Source organism: Psychrobacter sp. P2G3 (genome assembly GCF_001593285.1).
Classification (GTDB): domain Bacteria; phylum Pseudomonadota; class Gammaproteobacteria; order Pseudomonadales; family Moraxellaceae; genus Psychrobacter.
Window position 1 is genome coordinate 1,673,659 of record NZ_CP012529.1, and the last position, 18,872, is coordinate 1,692,530.

At 40.3% G+C, this 18,872-nt stretch carries 8 protein-coding genes and 1 pseudogene; 4 read left to right on the forward strand and 5 right to left on the reverse strand.

Annotated features, from left to right (window positions below; all coding sequences use genetic code 11):
* Positions 1-79: 79 nt before the first annotated feature.
* From AK823_RS06985 to AK823_RS06995, 3 genes are all read right to left on the reverse strand, one after another.
* Complete coding sequence (locus tag AK823_RS06985) at positions 80-2,209, reverse strand: acetate--CoA ligase family protein (RefSeq protein ID WP_068327722.1); 2,130 nt, start codon at positions 2,207-2,209, stop codon at positions 80-82.
* Positions 2,210-2,550: 341 nt separating this feature from the next.
* The gene (locus tag AK823_RS06990; RefSeq protein ID WP_068327725.1) at positions 2,551-4,041 is read right to left on the reverse strand and encodes a CoA-acylating methylmalonate-semialdehyde dehydrogenase; all 1,491 of its coding nucleotides are present in this window, start codon (positions 4,039-4,041) and stop codon (positions 2,551-2,553) included.
* Positions 4,042-4,100: 59 nt separating this feature from the next.
* Entirely contained in the window at positions 4,101-5,291 is a 1,191-nt protein-coding gene (locus AK823_RS06995) for an iron-containing alcohol dehydrogenase (protein ID WP_068327727.1), read from the reverse strand.
* A 240-nt stretch (positions 5,292-5,531) separates the two neighbouring features.
* Here AK823_RS06995 and AK823_RS07000 point away from each other — a divergent pair, with 240 nt between their 5' ends.
* The gene (locus tag AK823_RS07000) at positions 5,532-6,302 is read left to right on the forward strand and encodes an IclR family transcriptional regulator (RefSeq protein WP_068327730.1); all 771 of its coding nucleotides are present in this window, start codon (positions 5,532-5,534) and stop codon (positions 6,300-6,302) included.
* 356 nt (positions 6,303-6,658) lie between these two features.
* Here AK823_RS07000 and AK823_RS07005 read toward each other — a convergent pair whose 3' ends face one another.
* Complete coding sequence (locus AK823_RS07005) at positions 6,659-7,924, reverse strand: type II toxin-antitoxin system HipA family toxin (protein ID WP_068327733.1); 1,266 nt, start codon at positions 7,922-7,924, stop codon at positions 6,659-6,661.
* A gap of 18 nt (positions 7,925-7,942) precedes the next feature.
* Positions 7,943-8,248, reverse strand: coding sequence for a helix-turn-helix transcriptional regulator (locus tag AK823_RS07010; RefSeq protein WP_068327735.1), 306 nt, complete (start codon positions 8,246-8,248; stop codon positions 7,943-7,945).
* Positions 8,249-8,404: 156 nt separating this feature from the next.
* On the opposite strand from AK823_RS07010, the pseudogene AK823_RS07015 reads away from it, so the two are divergent.
* From AK823_RS07015 to AK823_RS07025, 3 genes and pseudogenes are all read left to right on the forward strand, one after another.
* Positions 8,405-8,746, forward strand: a pseudogene (locus tag AK823_RS07015) (IS3 family transposase); the annotation flags it as partial.
* A 166-nt stretch (positions 8,747-8,912) separates the two neighbouring features.
* Positions 8,913-10,529 (forward strand): NAD(P)/FAD-dependent oxidoreductase, encoded by a 1,617-nt coding sequence (locus AK823_RS07020; protein ID WP_068327738.1) that lies wholly within the window; start codon positions 8,913-8,915, stop codon positions 10,527-10,529.
* 1,115 nt (positions 10,530-11,644) lie between these two features.
* The gene (locus AK823_RS07025) at positions 11,645-18,853 is read left to right on the forward strand and encodes a SpvB/TcaC N-terminal domain-containing protein (RefSeq protein ID WP_068327741.1); all 7,209 of its coding nucleotides are present in this window, start codon (positions 11,645-11,647) and stop codon (positions 18,851-18,853) included.
* Positions 18,854-18,872 lie beyond the last annotated feature (19 nt).

Genomic DNA, 18,872 nt, shown 5'->3' on the forward strand with positions numbered 1-18,872 from the left:
GAGTTAAATATCCTATGTGTCTTTTACCTTTTATCAGTGAAACGAACTAATTAGCAGGCTATAGACGGTGTACAAATAGTTAGTTCACTAGCTCAGCATATTTTTTAACAGATGGATTCTCAACATTGATATTTTTTGCTGATGCAAGTACATCTAGGGCAACAACACCTTCAACGCGTACAGATAAAGGGTTTATCTCGAACTCGACAATTTCCTCATAGTTTTCCATCGCAGTCTTACCCATCTGTACAATAGAACCAGTGAGTGCTTCTAAATCTAGTGGTGTACTACCTCTAAAACCTTGTACACTTTTCCAAAGCATAGGTATACTTCGAACCATTTGCTCAGCTTTCTTATGGGAGATAGGTGGTACTGCTAAAACAACTTCATTGAACAGTTCGGTATAAATACCTCCTAAGCCAAATATAACTACTGGACCATAGTTTACGTCTGTTCTGTAAGCAAGAATGGTTTCAAAACCATCTGTGACCATCTCTTGAATCAGATAAAACGGAGAGTTAAGGTGCTCCATTTTTGCCCAAGCTTTCTTCAATTTCGCGTCATTTTTAATATTTAATGCAACGCCTCCCACATCGGTTTTATGAGCCAATCCTTGTGCTTTTAGAACGATTGGATACCCAATCTCATTTGCATATTCAATCCCTTCTTGAAGAGACATCACTACTTTCTCTCTTGGAGATAAGAATCCATTTTTTTCTAATAATTCTCGCCCTTCATCATCATGAAGAAGATATAGCTCTTGAAGGGCTGAAGACTCTTCTACCGGATATATTGGTGTATGATTCGTTTTTTCTAAAAAATCTTTGTACTGAAACATTGCTCGACAAGCAACCAGTGCGTTGCGACTACCTTGTATGACAGGAATGCCAGCATCTTCTAAGATAGACAGAACTCTAGGATCAAACTCTGTTTGAATATGGCTAAAATATAAAAATGGTTTGTTAGAGTTTTCTCTTAATGCAGCAAGATCCTTAGCAGGTGTACTGGTGAAATCGAATTCATGGTTACCTTGGCCAATTGGTGCATCTATTGCTACGGTTACAATCCCAATATTAGTATCGTTTACTAAAGTGGATAGACAAACATTTGATACTTCAGAAAAATCTTTACTACTCTTATCCCAAATATCTAAAGGATTAGATATTTCACCTAATTCAGTAAACTCACTCTTTAGCTTTTGATTGGTAGCATCTGAAAAATCAGGAAAATCAACACTATAGTCTTCAGCTAAATCGAGCAATATTCCTGCTTGTCCTCCTGATACCGTTACTGCAGATACTGTGTTTTGAGTGGGTAGGTATGGATATGATAATAATTGCGCTACTGCTACTGCTTGATCAATATCTTCCACAAAAAGCACACCATGTTCTTCGAGAACAAGTTTCTCAATCACATAGTCTCCAGCTAATGCTCCTGAGTGTGCATTAGCAGCCGCTGCTGATTTTACGGTTCTGCCAACTTTAATCGCAACAACAGGCTTTTTGTTGACGCCACATAAGTCCAATGCTTCTAAAAAACCTTTGTAATTGCGTATCGCTTCTATATATAAAATAATGACAGAGGTGTCAGTATCTTCCGCTAGTAAACTCAAATAATCATGCATTTGAACATCTGCTTCATTACCTGTTGAATAAATCTTGCTGATTCCAAGTTTAGAGGCAATAAAGGCGTCGTTGACTGAACCGCTTTGAGAGATAATAGAAACAGGTCCTTTTTTTATGGGACGCAGCGGTCTATGTAAAGTACCAATGTATGGGGTGAACTGATTATGCATGTTAAAATAACCCATACAATTGGGTCCAACTATTCGCATGCCTGAACTTGAAGCATGTTCAAGAATAGCTTTCTGTATTTTTTGCCCCTCTAAGCCGCTTTCCCCATAGCCACCTCCAGGAATTACCAGAGCTTTAGCATTTATTTGGCTAGCGTTACTAGCGACTTGAATCATTAGTTTCGGATTGACAAGTCCGATCACCACATCAATCGACTCTCCAATATCTAAAAGAGTTGGGTAGCATTTTGTCCCATCAATATCTTCATATCTTGGATTTACCAGATAAACGCTTCCTTTGAATCCCATCTGGCTTAAGTTTTCTAAAAGTACACGTGTTGCAAAGCGATGATTAGCGCCAACTATAGCTACAGTGTGAGCTTCATTAGTTAATATCTGCAGATTGTCCTTTTTCATGCATATACCTCTCTCAATAATTACTTAAAAACAGCTTATTTTTTACTAAAATTATCAGTATCAGAATAGCCTATATTTTCATCGTATACTTAATTATCTGACCAGTCAATATAAAAAAATATTAGCAAGGATTTGTATTCCTACATTATCATTAAACTATCTATAACGTCATAAAATAACAAATATATCAATAGTTTAGGTGATAGGTCTTTTAAATAGTGATCACATCTAAAACTGTTAGCCAAACCTATAAGCAATATCTTAAATAATTACTTGCTCTATATAATAAAGAAGATATTGCTTACATAGGATTAACAATTAATCTTATTTAAATTTGATTGTTAGGTGGGCATAGAAAACTGCTTTTCTTCTCGTAGCACTGCACTAGGCCAACGTTGAGTAATCGTTTTACGTCGAGTAAAAAATCTTACGCCATCTGGTCCATACATAGCTAAGTCACCGAATAATGAACGTTTCCAACCTCCAAAGCTTTGAGATGCTACGGGTACTGGTAACGGAATATTTACGCCAACCATGCCTACTTGGATATTATCAATAAAATGACGAGCAGCTTCACCATCTCGGGTATAAATGCAGGTGCCATTACCATATTCATGATCATTTATAAGCTGTACGGCCTCGCTCATGGTTTGCACACGCATAACTTGTAAGACAGGACCAAAGATTTCTGCTTCATAACTGTGCATCTCTTTAGTGACGCGATCAATCAAAGTAGGACCAACGAAAAACCCTTTTTCATGGCCTTCTGGTGCAGCATTAGAGCCATCAATGACTAAGTCTGCACCTTGATCAGCCGCACTCTTAATATAATCTAAAATCTTAGATTTATGAGCTTGAGTAATGACAGGGCCAAAGTCGTTACTCTTATCTGAGTGAACGCCAAGTTTTAGCTCTCGTATTGCAGGCTGCAATGCAGCAATCATTTTGTCAGCAGTATCATCACCGACTGCAACTGCAACAGATAAAGCCATACAGCGTTCACCCGATGAGCCAAAAGCTGCGCCTAATAATGAAGTGACTACATTGTCTAAGTCAGCATCTGGCATTACAATCGCATGATTTTTTGCACCACCTAAAGCTTGGCAACGCTTACCTTGTGCTGCGGCTGTCGTATAGATATATTCAGCAATAGGGGTGGAGCCTACGAAGCTAACAGCTTTGACATCTGGATGATGTAAAATTGCGTCGACTGCCTCTTTACCACCGTTCACCACATTGATGACACCATCAGGTAATCCTGCTTCTTGCAAAAGCTTTGCAATAAAAAGTGTGGCACTGGGGTCACGTTCAGAGGGTTTTAAGATGAAAGTATTACCACAAACGATGGCCATAGGAAACATCCATAATGGCACCATGACAGGAAAGTTAAATGGGGTGATACCAGCGACTACTCCTAATGGATGAAACTCACTCCAAGAATCTATATCGGTACCAACATTGCGACTATGTTCACCTTTTAGCAGCTCTGGTGCTCCGCAAGCATATTCGACATTTTCAATGCCACGTTGTAACTCGCCAGCTGCATCATGGATAATTTTTCCATGCTCCTCGCCGACCAGTCTGCATATTTCATCAGCATTTTGCTCTAACAACTCTTTGAATTTGAACATGACTCGAGCGCGTTTTAATGGTGGCGTTTTGCTCCACGCTGGAAAAGCAGCTTTAGCAGCAGCCACTGCCTCACCGATAGTTTTTTCACCACCCAAAGCTACCTGCTTGCTAACCTCACCAGTAGAGGGATTGTAAATAGGTTGAGTTTGGTTCTCATCATTAACCATATTGCCATTAATAAAATGTCCGATAGTTTGCATGATATTGTTTCCTTTAAACGTTTGAATTATAAGTAGGTTAAAATTAAATGACGACTGTCTCAGTTGGGTGAACCGTCAGCTGCGTTATTGTCATTCCATAGCAAGGTATAAAGCTGAATCATTTCTTCTAGGCTGGGTATTCGAGGATTGTTATTAGGCGAACCTGATGCGAATGCTTGTTCACACATAGTGTTTATTAGCTCATCAAAATCAGCTTTTTGAACACCAAATTGTGCCAATGTAGGGACTTGAAGCTCATTATTTAGGCTTTTTAGGTAGTCAACCAAACTGACATTAGCTTGATCATCCGTTTCACTATGCTTAGCAATGCCTAATGCACGGGCGCAATCTGCATAACGATCGGGCGCGCTCGATATGCCAAACTCTGTAATAGTTGGTAGCAACATCGCATTTGATAAACCATGAGGTACATGAAAAAAAGCACCAATCGGTCGGCTCATACCATGCACCAAGGCTACTGAGGAGTTGCAAAATGCAATACCTGCTAAGGTAGAACCTAGCATCATTGCCTCACGTGCCGTCTCATCTTTGCCATTATGATAAGCTTTTTGTATGTTTGGCCCGATTAAGCGTAAGGCTGCTAATGCTTGCTGATCGCTATAGGCATTACGTTTAGGACTGATATACGCTTCAATAGCATGAGTCATGGCATCGATACCTGTGTCCGCTGTCGTACGAGGCGGTACGCTTATAGTCAGACTGTAATCAATAATTGCCGCTACGGGCATAAACCCCATACCAACACATAACAGCTTTTCGTTATTAGCTTCATCGGTAATGATTGTAAAGCGTGTGACCTCTGACCCTGTGCCTGCCGTAGTAGGTATGGCAACAATAGGTAAGCCTGCTTCATTCACTTGACGAGGAAACTTATAATCGCGAATCACCCCACCAAATTTTCCTAGAATCGAAATTGCTTTTGCACTATCGATAGGGCTACCGCCGCCTAAGGCAATCAGTCCATCATAGTCTTTCGCTTTTACCTGAGAAACACCTGCCTCGATAGAGCTTTCAGTAGGTTCTGGCACGGTATCTGAGAATACATCAGCAGTAATATTCACATCTTTTAAAATTGCTTGCACATTATCTACATAGCCTAGTTTGACCATCATATCGTCAGTAATGATAAGTGGATTTTTTATACCTAAGCTATCTAATATTGCTGGTAGATTTTGACAAGCATCACGGCCAATTTCCATTGTTCTTGGTAGAAGAATACTGTGTGACATATTTACTCATCCTTGTATTAATAACTATAAATAGAAGCTAAATAGGTAATAAATTTATAGTACGCACTACTTACGCTATATTAACTATGTCTGATTGGTATTTTGCATAACGATAAAAATCTTATCGATATGTAAATGTATCAGAATGTTTTTATAATAACAAGACGCAATGACATAAATATTATCGTTATAATGAATGAATTTATTCGCAGCTACATAGCTAGAGATATAAGGTAAGAGATGAGTAATACGAAAAAAAAGGGTTCAAGCGTTGAGCGCGTTTTACAGATAGTAGAAGTTTTAGCAAGCTCACAAAGACCGATGAGTGTTAGCGATCTAGCAGAAACGCTAGAGGTGCCTATACCAAGTATGTACCGATTATTAGATCAATTGCAGAGCCTTGGGTTTGTTCAATTAGATTTACCAGGGAAAGTAATGTGTGGGAAACGGACGTATAAGCTGGCCATGGACTTATGGCAGAACAGTCATTTTAAGACAGAAAGGTTGGCAATATTGCAGCAGCTTTCGGCGCAAATAGGGGAGACCGTAGGTATTGCAATCTTGCAAGATCTAGACGTGGTTTATGTGGATCGAGTATTGTCCGACTGGCCACTTCAAATATATTTACCAGTGGGAACTCATGTACCAGCTTGGGCAAGTGCCAGTGGCAAATTACTCCTTACGCAGCTATCGGACGAAAAATGTGAACGTATTATTGAGAAAATGTCTATACACGCACTCACTACCAATACTCAAACGAATAAAAAGCAGCTTATGCAAACGATTGCAAAAACACGTGATACTCAAGTTGGAATAGATAATGAAGAATTCATTCCAGGTATGGTAGCGTGCGCTGTAATGGTTCCAAACAATGAACAGCAAGCATTTGCTACCGTGTTTACTCATGGTCCGACAGTTAGAAAAACTTTAGAAGAATTATTAAGCTACGTGCCTCTTATGCGGGAAGCTGCTAATGAGCTATCAGTTATTTTCAATCAAGACTATAGATAAAGTTGTTGACGATAGAATAGGTTGATAGGGTAAGAAAAATTATAATTTACTCTTTATTAACTAAGATGAAATACGTTTCATGTGGTTTTAGCTAACGGGTAGTCTTTTTTTTCATTATGGCTTGGACTTGAAGGCGTGAAGAGGTTTTAACAAGAAAGTGCGATTTTCTTGAACATTTAACAGCCGTGTAGTGCTGCTACTAGATAGCAAAAAACCCTTGTAGCGCGTGGCATACAAAGGTTTTTGGTATATGTGATGGTGCGCCCACCACGCAACGACTATTTATCTGTATTCCTTTATTTACATAGGTCTTTTAAATTTACTTAATTATTTTAACAACATATTTAACAACTTTGTTAGACCTGTCCATTTACCATCCTATCAATATTGGCTTTTACATCATGCATAACTTGGTTTGATAATTCTTTCTCAATATCGTAGTTGTTAATAATCTTCAGAAAACCTTTGGCCACAGCTGTTACCTGCTCAATAATAGCAGTTGCTTTATTCTGCTTAATATCAGCAAGTTTGGCAAGTTTAAGTAGGTGCAGTGCAGTAGGATGCCGAGCTTCACCTGCTACATCCATTTGATGATAACCGTTCATACCTGAATTATAGGCGATATCATAAACGGGCGATAACGACCACCTGCCAGTCTCGTCCATCATAAAAGAAAAGTTCTTACTATGATCGTCTTTATTGTTAAAAATGACATTAAATGCGGCATGCCTAAAACCCTCTTCTACAGCAGCTTGTGACTGGGTTAGCATACGCACACAGCGTAAATACTGCAAATAATCCAATGATGGAATCCGAAAGTCGATATCTAATAAGCCAGCAAGTGTATGAATATGGACGCGCTGATTGCCCATGCGGTCAAAACGCTCAACCCCGAATGCAGCATATTTTTCATCAATATCACAATAATGATGCGCTGGCATGTTAAGGCCTGCTTTTTTTGCCATATCAGCGTAAAGCGCTTCTAGTAAACATACGCTTTTATGCTCCGACTGAGCAGGGAACTTAATAAGCCACGGCGTTGCGGATGGATGTTCGCTTGTTAAGTCAGTAGTAATAAACTCAGTTGCTTCATCATATAAGATAAGTGCTTTTGGTCTTGCGCCTTGGGGGGAGCCGCCAATAACGATAAGCTCGGCTAATATGTCACTGTCTTGACCTGATAAAATGGTTTGATTGGCAGCGGCTAGTTTGGCTAAAGTGAAATCAGTAATGTCGATATCGGCGCCTGATAGGTCTTGTTGTGGCTCAAAATTCAGCGCTCCCATGGCTGAATTACCAATATACGCGAGGCGATCCAAGACATTAATGGGCGTAGCATGAGACATTTTTTTTCGAAAGAACCTATCCATTAGCAACATTCCCCAACCATCAGGTAAGCTGTCTGACAATAATCCACATAGGTAATGGCTCGACGCATGAGTACCATAATAAGGTGCTGCTCGTAATGGCATCTCAATTGGTGACAGCTCCATTCCATCAGCCAGCCATGCTGCATCATAGCCAAAGGCAGGGCGTCGTCCGTCCATCGTTAATTTGCCGATAAGACGTTTGGCTCCAAATCCTTGATAGTAAATGTTAACAATTGATATCGGTTGATACATTAAAATGGCTACCTTATGTCAGCTTTTATTTGAGGCACGCAAGCGTGGATTTTGCTTAGCGATAACATCTTCTATGTTGGTAGGTGCCATATTGAACAATTCAGCAAAACTATTGACCATACCAAGGGCTAAAGCGAGCCTGATTATATTATCTAGTGTACCGCCTTGCCCTGATTCAATACGAGCTACGGTGCTGACACCGATTCCAGACCTCTCAGCTAAAGTTGCTTGAGTTAAGTTTAATGACAACCGCTGCGCTTTTAAGCGTTCACCTAAGATCTTGGCAATCTCACTTGGAGTATAAAAATCGAACCTTACATTCATAATTTAATCAATCATATAAGAGTGTTAAATCACTATTTTAACATTTAATAATTCAAATATGAATGCTTATTTTTTTAAAATAAATGATTATCAGAAAAATACTTGATTTCTTCAAGAGCGGCCATAGCGTTAGGACAATATGGTTTCTTCAGCATAGCCCAGTATTGTAGCTACGCGTATCACGTCATCAAGCAACATCATTTTAACGGCTCAATGAGCGGCAAAAACAACTGCTTTGACAATGCGCCAATAGAGAATTTCTGGGGCAGGTTGAAGAATGAGCTTATGTATCACCAAGACTATAAAAAAAGGTTTACAGCGATCAACGAGATTACACAATATATCGAGCTTGAGTACAATGAGGGGCGATTAGCAAAGCACTGCTTTGCAGCGACGCAAGACAAGAGCTATGCTCGCAGTGGGACTAGGATTCAAAAGGGTTTGGACTATAGACCGCCAAGACAGGTGTCGTCTGACTTTTACCGTCAGGCTGCGTAACTAAAATCTCCCAAGTTTGACTGTACGGATTTGACGGCAGGGGTCATTTTCAAACTACAATACAAATCTGTAAATTTACCCTGCGTAAGTAAAATATTTATTCGCTTATTTGTATCAGTACCAGTAAAATGCGAGACTGTTTTCTACACTAGTTTATGAGTAACCAATGATACGTTTAACTGAAATTAAATTGCCATTAAATCATGCACATGGAGATCTAACTACTGCTATAATGACAAAACTTAAAATTTCTGCTGAGCAAATGGCTTCATTTGTGATGTTTAAACGTGGTTATGATGCTCGTAATAAAAGAAATATCCAATTAATTTATACGCTAGACATCACACTTACCGACTCGGATTTAACCAATGATTTACTGGTTCAATTTGAGTCAGACAACCATGTTAAAGCAACACCAGACACAAGTTATAACTATGTTGGCCAAGCGCCAGAGGATTTAACTGAGCGTCCTGTTGTTATTGGTTTTGGTCCTTGTGGTTTATTGGCAGGACTCACCCTTGCCCAAATGGGTTTTAAACCTATTATCATTGAACGCGGTAATGAAGTAAGACAACGCACCAAAGACACCTTTGGCTTTTGGCGTCAGCGTAAATTAAACACAGAATCAAACGTACAATTCGGTGAAGGTGGAGCAGGTACCTTTTCCGACGGTAAATTATATAGCCAAGTGAAAGATCCAAATCATTATGGCCGTAAAGTAATGACAGAATTTGTTAAAGCCGGCGCACCAGAGGAAATTTTATTTGTTAGTAAACCGCACATAGGTACTTATAAGTTAGTCAGCATGGTAGAAAAAATGCGTGCCGAGATCATAGAACTCGGTGGTGAAGTCCGTTTTGCTACTCGCGTAGATGACTTGCATATAACTGACTCAAAAGTAACTGGTGTGACACTTAATAGTGGCGAAACCTTAAAAACTAACCATGTTGTTCTTGCTGTTGGCCATAGCGCCCGAGATACTTTTGAAATGATCCATGAAAAAGGCGTGTATGTTGAAGCAAAACCTTTCTCAATTGGCTTTAGGATTGAACATAAACAGTCAACCATAGACCAAGCACGCTTTGGTGACAATGCTGGAAACGAAATACTAGGTGCTGCGGATTACAAACTTGTTCATCACTGTAAAAATGGTCGTTCTGTTTATAGCTTTTGTATGTGTCCAGGCGGCACAGTAGTGGCAGCAACATCAGAAGAAGGCCGTGTTGTCACTAACGGCATGAGCCAATATTCAAGAAACGAACGTAACGCCAATAGTGCTATTGTTGTAGGCATCGACCCAGAGCGAGATTACCCAAACCACCCTCTTGCTGGTATCGACTTACAAAGGAAACTAGAAACCTTAGCGTTTGAATTAGGCGGCAAAGACTACAATGCACCAGCACAAACCATTGGCGACTTCTTAAAAGGTAAACCAAATTCAGAATTAGGTGATGTTAACCCGTCTTACACACCGGGCATTACCTTAACCGACTTAAGCAAAGCACTACCCGATTTTGCCGTAGATGCCATACGTGAAGCCATTCCAGCGTTTAATAAAAAAATCCAAGGATTTTCATCTGACGACGGTTTACTAACTGGCGTAGAAACCAGAACATCGTCACCAATAAGTATTAAACGCAATAAAGAATTCCAAAGCATTAATACCAAAGGCTTATTCCCTGCAGGCGAAGGCGCTGGCTACGCAGGTGGAATATTATCAGCAGGGATTGATGGCATTAAAGTGGCCGAAGCTGTGGCGAAATCGATGTTGAAGATAGATTAAGAGCGGCTTTAGGCAAACCACAATATTAAACCTCTTACCTAGATAAAAATATGCGATCGAAAAAGCCTTTCAAGCTATGAAGTATAAAGCTTGAAAGGCTTTTTTGTGTTTTTAGGGTGGTGGACTACTCTTGTTGACCTATGCTGTCAAACCTGTAGACATTCACTTGGTAGATTTTAGTTATGCAGCCTGATGCTGAAAGCTAAACCACATCTTTCTTGGCAATAGATAACCTAAACCCTTTTGAATTCTAGTCTCACTGCGAGCACAGCTCTTGCCTTGCGTCGCTGCAAAGCAGTGCTTTGCTAATCGCTCCTCATATAGTACAGCTCAAACCCCGATTTTCACAAAGACACCTGACAAATCTTATTATTAGCAATTTGTGGTGTAAGACTTATATAAATAGGCTTAGATAAATTATCAATATAGTGTGTTCATATCTTGGTTAGTGATTAGGGACACGCCCTAGTAATTCTTTTTATGTAGCTGTAACCCGTATTAGTGCCAACCAATGATATGAAAGTAAAGATATTAAATAGTTCTGACCGAATTACTAACTTATTAATACAAGAAGCTTTATATCCTTATCTACTACAGCCCCTATTTTAAAGTGCGGCCTGTCAGAATTCAAAATATGACCTTAAGTCGTCAATAAATAAAGGTTTTATTGATTTGATCAATGAAAATGCTGCAAGTAGAAAAATTCATGAATTGTATTTCACCTTTTGAAACCTTTGCAAAAACTCTGTAAATGTAACTATTTCCTAAAATAATACAATGAGCGATAAATTAGATAACAACATCTGGTTCTGAGTCTTTAAGGTGGTTGATGACTATAACCACGAGGTGTTAGGTATTAATATTAGTATGAATATACTGTTGTTAAGAGTGATTCGTTACCTTAATCAATTAGCCGAGTGGCGTTGCTATCCACAACAAATTCGCTTAGATAATGTCAGTGCTTTTATGTTACATATCTTTAGTAACTGGACAGCTAAGATAGCTAAAGGACATAAGGAATAAGTAGTTATGCTAAATTCTTACATAAGTAACAGTACATAGGGTATATTGGACATATAAGATAGATTAATCTCTGATTTAGTGGGGAGTTAATAATGTCTGATATAAGTTCAAACATATCGTTGCCAAAAGGTGGAGGCGCTATAGCTGGCTTGGGGGAGACCTTCTCACCAGATCTTTTTACCGGAACGGGTAACTTTTCAGTACCCATCGACATTCCTCCAGGTCGGAATGGCTTTCAACCTCAACTAAGCCTTGTTTACAGCACTGGTAATGGTATCAGTCCCTTTGGCTTAGGGTGGCAGCTCACTATTCCAGGTGTTAGCATAAAAACGAGCAAAGGTATTCCTCGTTATTTGGGTGAAGATACTTTCATTCTCTCAGGTGCTGAAGACCTTGTTCCCATTCAAAAAGATAAGGGCGTTACTCAATATAGACCTCGTACTGAAGGGCTATTCGCCAAAATATTTAGACATTTGGATGCTAATAATGATTACTGGCAAGTACGAAGTAAAGAAGGGTTAACCAGTTATTACGGAAATGAAAAATCTAGAAAATCTGATACTGCAACTATTGCAGACCCACAAAATAATGATAATGTTTTTGTATGGAAGTTAACCAAAACTGAAGACACATTTGGTAATCAAATACGCTATAAGTATTTTGATGACTCTGATGAAGACTATACTCAAAGCTACTTGCATGAGATTCTTTACCTAAATTATGGGGAAGACCTTAATGATAACAATCCAGCATTTCTCATAACCATTCGTTTCAGTTATGAAGATTTGCCAGAACAAAAAAGTATTTATCCCTCATCAGATCATCGGGCAGGCTTTGAGGTTCGCACCGCTAAACGCTGCTCTTCGATAGAAATTTACAGCAATCCCGATGCACTACCTCAAGATAAGCTCACAACAAGCCAACTCACCCGAAGTTACCATCTCAAGTACATAGATCAATTAAGTCTAGATAAACAACAAGCCCAAAAAGTAAAACCTCCGCAAAACGGTCTTTCTTATTTGTATCAAATCGAAGTCATAGGACATGACAACGATCAAACAGAAATCTTGCCTGCCCCTCAATTTAGTTACAGCACTTTTGAGCCAGAACAGCGCAAGTTTACAGCGTTAGATAACCAAAACCTGCCTACACAGTCTCTGACTGATGCTGATTTAGAGCTGGTCGATTTATTTGGTAATGGATTACCCGACTTATTAGAGACAAAAGGCGTAATCCGCTACTGGCGTAACCTCGGTAATGGTAAGTTTGATATACCACGCATAATGAAAAAAGAAGCGCCAACAGGCCTTGAGCTTTCCTCTGCTGGTGTACAATTGCTAGATGCCAATGGTGATGGCAGGCCTGATTTAATGGTCAGTAATGCGCAAATGAATGGCTATTTCTCTAGTGAAGCGGGCGCATTGTGGGATCGTCATTCGTTTCAACCCTATCGCTCAGCACCTTCTTTTAGCTTACAAGATTTGCAAGTAAAATTCATTGACCTTAATGGTAATGGTGTTACCGATGCCCTTCGAAGCGGCAGTCGTTTTGAGCTGTTCTATAACGATTCTGATAAAGGCTGGTCAAGCACTCAGCAAGTTTCGCGCAAAGCGCTAAAATATTTCCCGAATGTCAGTTTCACAGACCCACGCGTTAAGTGGGCTGATATGTCTGGTGATGGATTAACCGATATTGTGATGGTTCATGATGGCAATATCGAATACTGGCCATACCAAGGTTATGGAAAATGGGGGAGGCGTGTGCATATGCATAACAGCCCTCGGTTGCCCTATGGTTACGACTTGCAACGACTCTATCTTGACGACATCGACGGTAGTGGCAATGCAGATATGATTTATGTAGACGATTACAAAGTAACACTTTGGCTTAATCAGGCAGGAAAAGGTTGGAGTGATCCAATAATTATTAATGGAACGCCACCTGTCACTAGTCCTACAGCAATTAGATTGGTTGATTTATATGGGAGCGGTGTGAGTGGCTTATTGTGGACAGATAATAAGAATGGAACAGGTCACCATTATTATTTTCTTGATTTTACGGGTGGCGTAAAGCCTTATTTACTCAATGAGATGGATAATCAGCTTGGTGCATTAACTCGTGTGTACTATGAGTCCTCTATTCGTTTTTATCTTGAGGATGAAAAGCGGGTCGATACCCGTTGGCAGAGCACCTTACCATTCCCTGTTCAGGTGGTGAGCCGGGTAGAATCAATTGATCTTATCTCCCAAAGCAAACTGACCACTGAATACAGCTATCACCACGGCTATTGGGATGGCAAAGAGAGAGAGTTCCGTGGTTTTGGCCGCGTTGACCAATGGGATACGGAAAGTTTTGACAATTACCACCAATATACTACCGACAGCCAACTATCCTTTCTTGATATTGATTATACCTACTTTTCAGCGCCCACAGAAACGCGTAACTGGTTTCATCAAGGCCCTGTGCGTAAAAAAGAGGGACACTGGAGTAGCTCTGATTTTAGACACGAATATTGGGCAGGGGATCCTGGGCAACTAGACGGACTATACGATCAAGAAAGCTTTCTAAAAACGTTACAACCACAAGACAGACGTGATGCTATACGTACCCTGAGAGGGACTTTACTGCGCTCAGAGACTTATGCGCTGGATGGCAGCGTAAGAGAAGGCATTCCCTACACCGTTTCAGAATCTGCCTTTGAGCTTAAAGAAATAGCGGTTCCTACCCAAGTTAAGTCCAATAGACAACGCATATACTTTCCTTTCTCTGTAGCCAGTCGAATCACACAGTGGGAGCGCGGTGATGAGCCGATGACCCAATTTAGCTTCACTAGCCATTACGATGACTATGGTCAACCGCAAAGAAGCTGGCAAGTTGCCTGTCCAAAAGGCTGGATAGATAAGTTCAGTCAGACAGAAAATTACCTTGCTACCTTTGTTCAAAGCTCTTTTGCACAACGTGATGACGAGCAAATTTATATCGTAGACCGACTCGCTGAATCTAAGCGTTATGAGTTATTAATACCAACGCCGCAGACCCTTCTCCAAATTAAACAGGCCGTTGAGAACAAACAGATTAATAAACAGCTAATCGGTCATTCTCTTAACTTTTATGATGGTAATAAATATACTGGCTTGGCATTGGGGAAAATTGGTGAACATGGCGTCCTTTCACGTAGTGAATCCTTGGTATTAACGCAAGAGACTCTTAATCATATTTATGATAATCAGATACCCGATGTTTTTGCTAAAAATGGACAGCCTAATTGGTCTAGTGAATATCCGCAACAATTTGTCGATAGCCTGCCTGTGAATAGCTCTCATGATGCGACACGTCCAGACCTAGCTATTACACCGCTTGCATATGGCTTTGCCGATGGATTAACGCCACCCTATACCCATGGTTACTACGCAGCTGGGCAGCGTCAGGAAATAAACGCCCGTGGCATGGTGACCACTAGTGTCAATCCTTTCGGGAGTGAATCGCATATTGAATATGATCAATATGACTTTTTTCCTATCAAGGCAACTAACCCTAGAGGGCTTACTATTCAGGCAGAGTATGATTACCGTACTTTGCAAATTGCCTTAATGATTGATGCCAATGGTAATCAAAGCCAAGCAAGCTATTCACCGTTGGGAATGTTACAAAGCATACAAGTTAACGCTAAAGCAGGGGAAAATATCGGCGACCGAGTAGAACAACCTAGCATACGGTATCGATATGATTTTAATGCTTTTGTTGATAGTCAAAAACAGGGGCAAAACCCACAACCAGTGTATGTGCACACCCTGCAGCGGACTGAACATGCATGGCAGTTAATTGATGAAGAGAACGACAAAAGAGCGGCAGCAAATCTAGCAGAAATGACAGAATCAGAAATCACTGATTTTTTCGATAACGAAGAAGATAAATACCCCGAACGCTTTATACAAATGCGTGAGTATAGTGATGGTTTTGGTAGACAGATACAAACACGTGTACAAGCGGCCGAAACTCGTTTTGGCGATAATAATTTCGGTCATAGCGGATTACCTGCCAATCAATCCGATGAACAAATAACAAAGCAGATAGTAACGGGCACAGTAAATAGAGCCAAATCACAACCTAATGTCATTGTTAGTGGCTGGCAAACCTTTAATAATAAAGGCAGTGTAGTAGAGCAATACGAACCTTTTTATCATGTAGGTTGGGATTATTTAAATAGAAACGAGCATCAAGCTCAAAATGACAAACACGGCAAAGCCGCCAAAATGTTCTATGACCCTAGAGGTCAAGTGATTCGCACCCTTAATCCAGATGGCTCAGAACAGAGAGTGATTTACGGTATTCCTAAACGATTAGACAGTCCGGAAGACTTCATTCCCAGCCCTTGGCAAGCTTATACTTATGATGCCAATGATAATGCAGGGCGAACCCATTTTAACGAAAGTCAGAACTATCAAAACCACTGGGATACGCCAGCACATATTGAACTAGATGCCTTAGGCAGAACCATCAAAGTAGTAGAACGATTAAAAAGTAGTAATGACCCAGTTGATTGGATAGTTACAAAATCGCGTTACGATATTCTGGGCAATCTACTGGAAGTGACCGATGCATTGGGTCGTATTGCATTCAAATACAGCTATTCACTTATACCAGAATCGTCGCCGCTGCGTATCGACAGTATCGATGCTGGAATACGTCAAATAATAACCGACGCTGTAGGGCAAGAAGTTGAACGTAGAGATAGCAAAGGCGCACTGGTCTTACAAAGTTACGATTCGCTGCTGCGTCCGAAATACTTCTGGGCGCGTAATACCGAGCAAGGAGATATTACCCTGCGCCAGCGTAATCACTATGGGGATGATAACGTAGCTGATTTTGATGTCGCTAAGATAAGTAACACTTTAGGGCAATTAACCAAACACTATGATGAAGCCGGTAGCGTGAGTACGTCAGGTTTTGACTTTAAAGGTAATCCGCTAGATAGCACCCGACAAGTCATTGCTGAACAGCATCTTCTAAGCCCTTATGATAGCGCTGCCAATAATAACTGGGACATAAAGCCCTTCCAGGTAAATTGGCAAGCACCAGCTGGCACTAGTGAACAAGACTACGCAACCAGTCTATTAAACCCCTTTCAATACACCAGTAGCTCACGTTTTGATGCGCTCAACCGTGCAACAGAGATTGTCTATCCAGAAGATGTGACAGGCAAACGCGCCAAACTAATCCCATATTACAATCGCTCAGGCGCCCTAGAAAGTGTGGCGCTGGATAATGAGACTTATGTAGAACGCATTGTCTATAATGCCAAAGGGCAGAGAATTTTGATTACCTATGGTAATGGCGCTCTAACCCGTTATAGCTATGATGATAATACTTTTCGCTTGAATCGTTTACGCACAGAGCACTTCGATGTAAATATTCATGCATCAAATTCCTCGGCCTATAAATCAACAGGTAAAGTGCTACAAGACTTTGCTTACCAATATGACCTCAATGGCAATATTCTAAAAATAGCAGATCGCTCACCTGAATGTGGCGTGCATAATCCAGCCCTAAACATCGACAAGCTCGATAGACTCTTTCAATATGATCCCTTATCAAGACTAACCTCTGCAACGGGTAGAGAAAGTGATAGGTCATTATCTACCCCAGACGGCCCTGAATTACCCCACCATAATGACGTTACAAAAACGCGTGCTTATATCCAAACCTACCAGTATGACAAAATGGGCAATATGCAATTATTGAAGCATACCCATGTCACTAATAGAGGAAATGTAGTTAGTAACAGAGACTTTACTGTTGAAGCGAATAATAACCGACTTGAGCAAGTCAGTTTTAGCGGAACGGAATTTTCTTATGCTTATGATGTCAATGGCAATATGATAAGCGAAGGATTAGCTCGTCATTTTGAATGGAATCATAGTGATCAGCTGACAGTGTTTAGAACCCAAACAGGCAATAGTAAGCCCAGCATCCATGCCCAGTATCTATATGATGCTTCAGGGCTGCGTGTGATGAAACTGGTACGCAAACAAGGTGGTGGCTGGGAAAGCCGAGTTTATATCGGTGAGCTGTTTGAGCATTTTCGCTGGGATAATTCAGGCGCTAGCCCAAAAGAGAATAATGTCTTGCATATCATGGATAATCAACAGCGGATTGCATTAGTGAGAAAAGGAGACGCTCATCAAAACGATGCTGGGCCAGCCGTACAATTTCATCTAAGCGATCATTTGGGAAGCAGTAATCTGGTACTGGATGATGCTGGGGAAATGATAAATCGGGAAGAGCATTATCCCTACGGTGAAACCAGCTTTGGTAGTTTTGCTCGCAAGCGCTATCGGTTTACTGGTAAAGAGCGGGATGAGGAGAGTGGTTTAAATTATCATAGGGCAAGGTATTATTCAGTTTCAACAGTTAGGTGGATTTCTTGTGATCCTATTGGGCTTGCGGGTGGGATTAATTTGTTTTCGTATGCAAGTTCTAACCCAAATAATCGTGTTGATCTTAATGGGATGGATGATAAAGAAAAGGTATATATTGATTTGTTAGAAGTAACAGCAGGAGATATTTTAGAAAAAGCAATAGATACAGTAGCTAATGGCACTCCATTACGTTTTCAGGATGGTGTTATTGCACATTACATAATTGGATCAATAATGGAGTACTCGCACGGGGCTACTGCAGATAAAGGACTTAAACATATATACGAAAATATCACACCATCACATTCTATAGAACCTTCTTATGATGCTGATGACCCACACACATCTTTTAATCAGGATTTTCGTTTGCGTCCAGATATTTATATAGGACCTAAAAAAAACGGTAGTGATACCTTAGGCGAGGAGGGAGAAGTCTTTGAAATTAAGCCAGCGAATGATATCGAGGGTGCAAGAAATCAAGCAAATGAATATGTTACTGCTTTGGACAAGATTGGGTTTCCAGCAAAGTTGGGTGAAAGCTTGCCTAGCAATCATATATATCAGATAACACTGCCAAAAAGAATGCTGTCTTTTTGGTCTCCCGAACCTGGGGTTATTTTATACAAATGGAGTAAAATAAAAGTTAATACACAGAAAGCTCCTGTAAAACAACCACAAGAAGTCCCTGAGGCTGTTAAAAAAATTGGAATAGTAACTGCTTTCACTGCTGCTGCAGCAAAAGCCCTTGATTTAATAAAAAATGCTCCTAAGTTAACTTTTCCTGTGCCGTCAATGCCGTCAATGCCGTCAATGCCGTTAATTTTTAATCCAAGAATTCTAGAAAATATGATAAATAACGGGAGAGATCCAGATATTACATAAGCGTATAAAGAAACAAAAG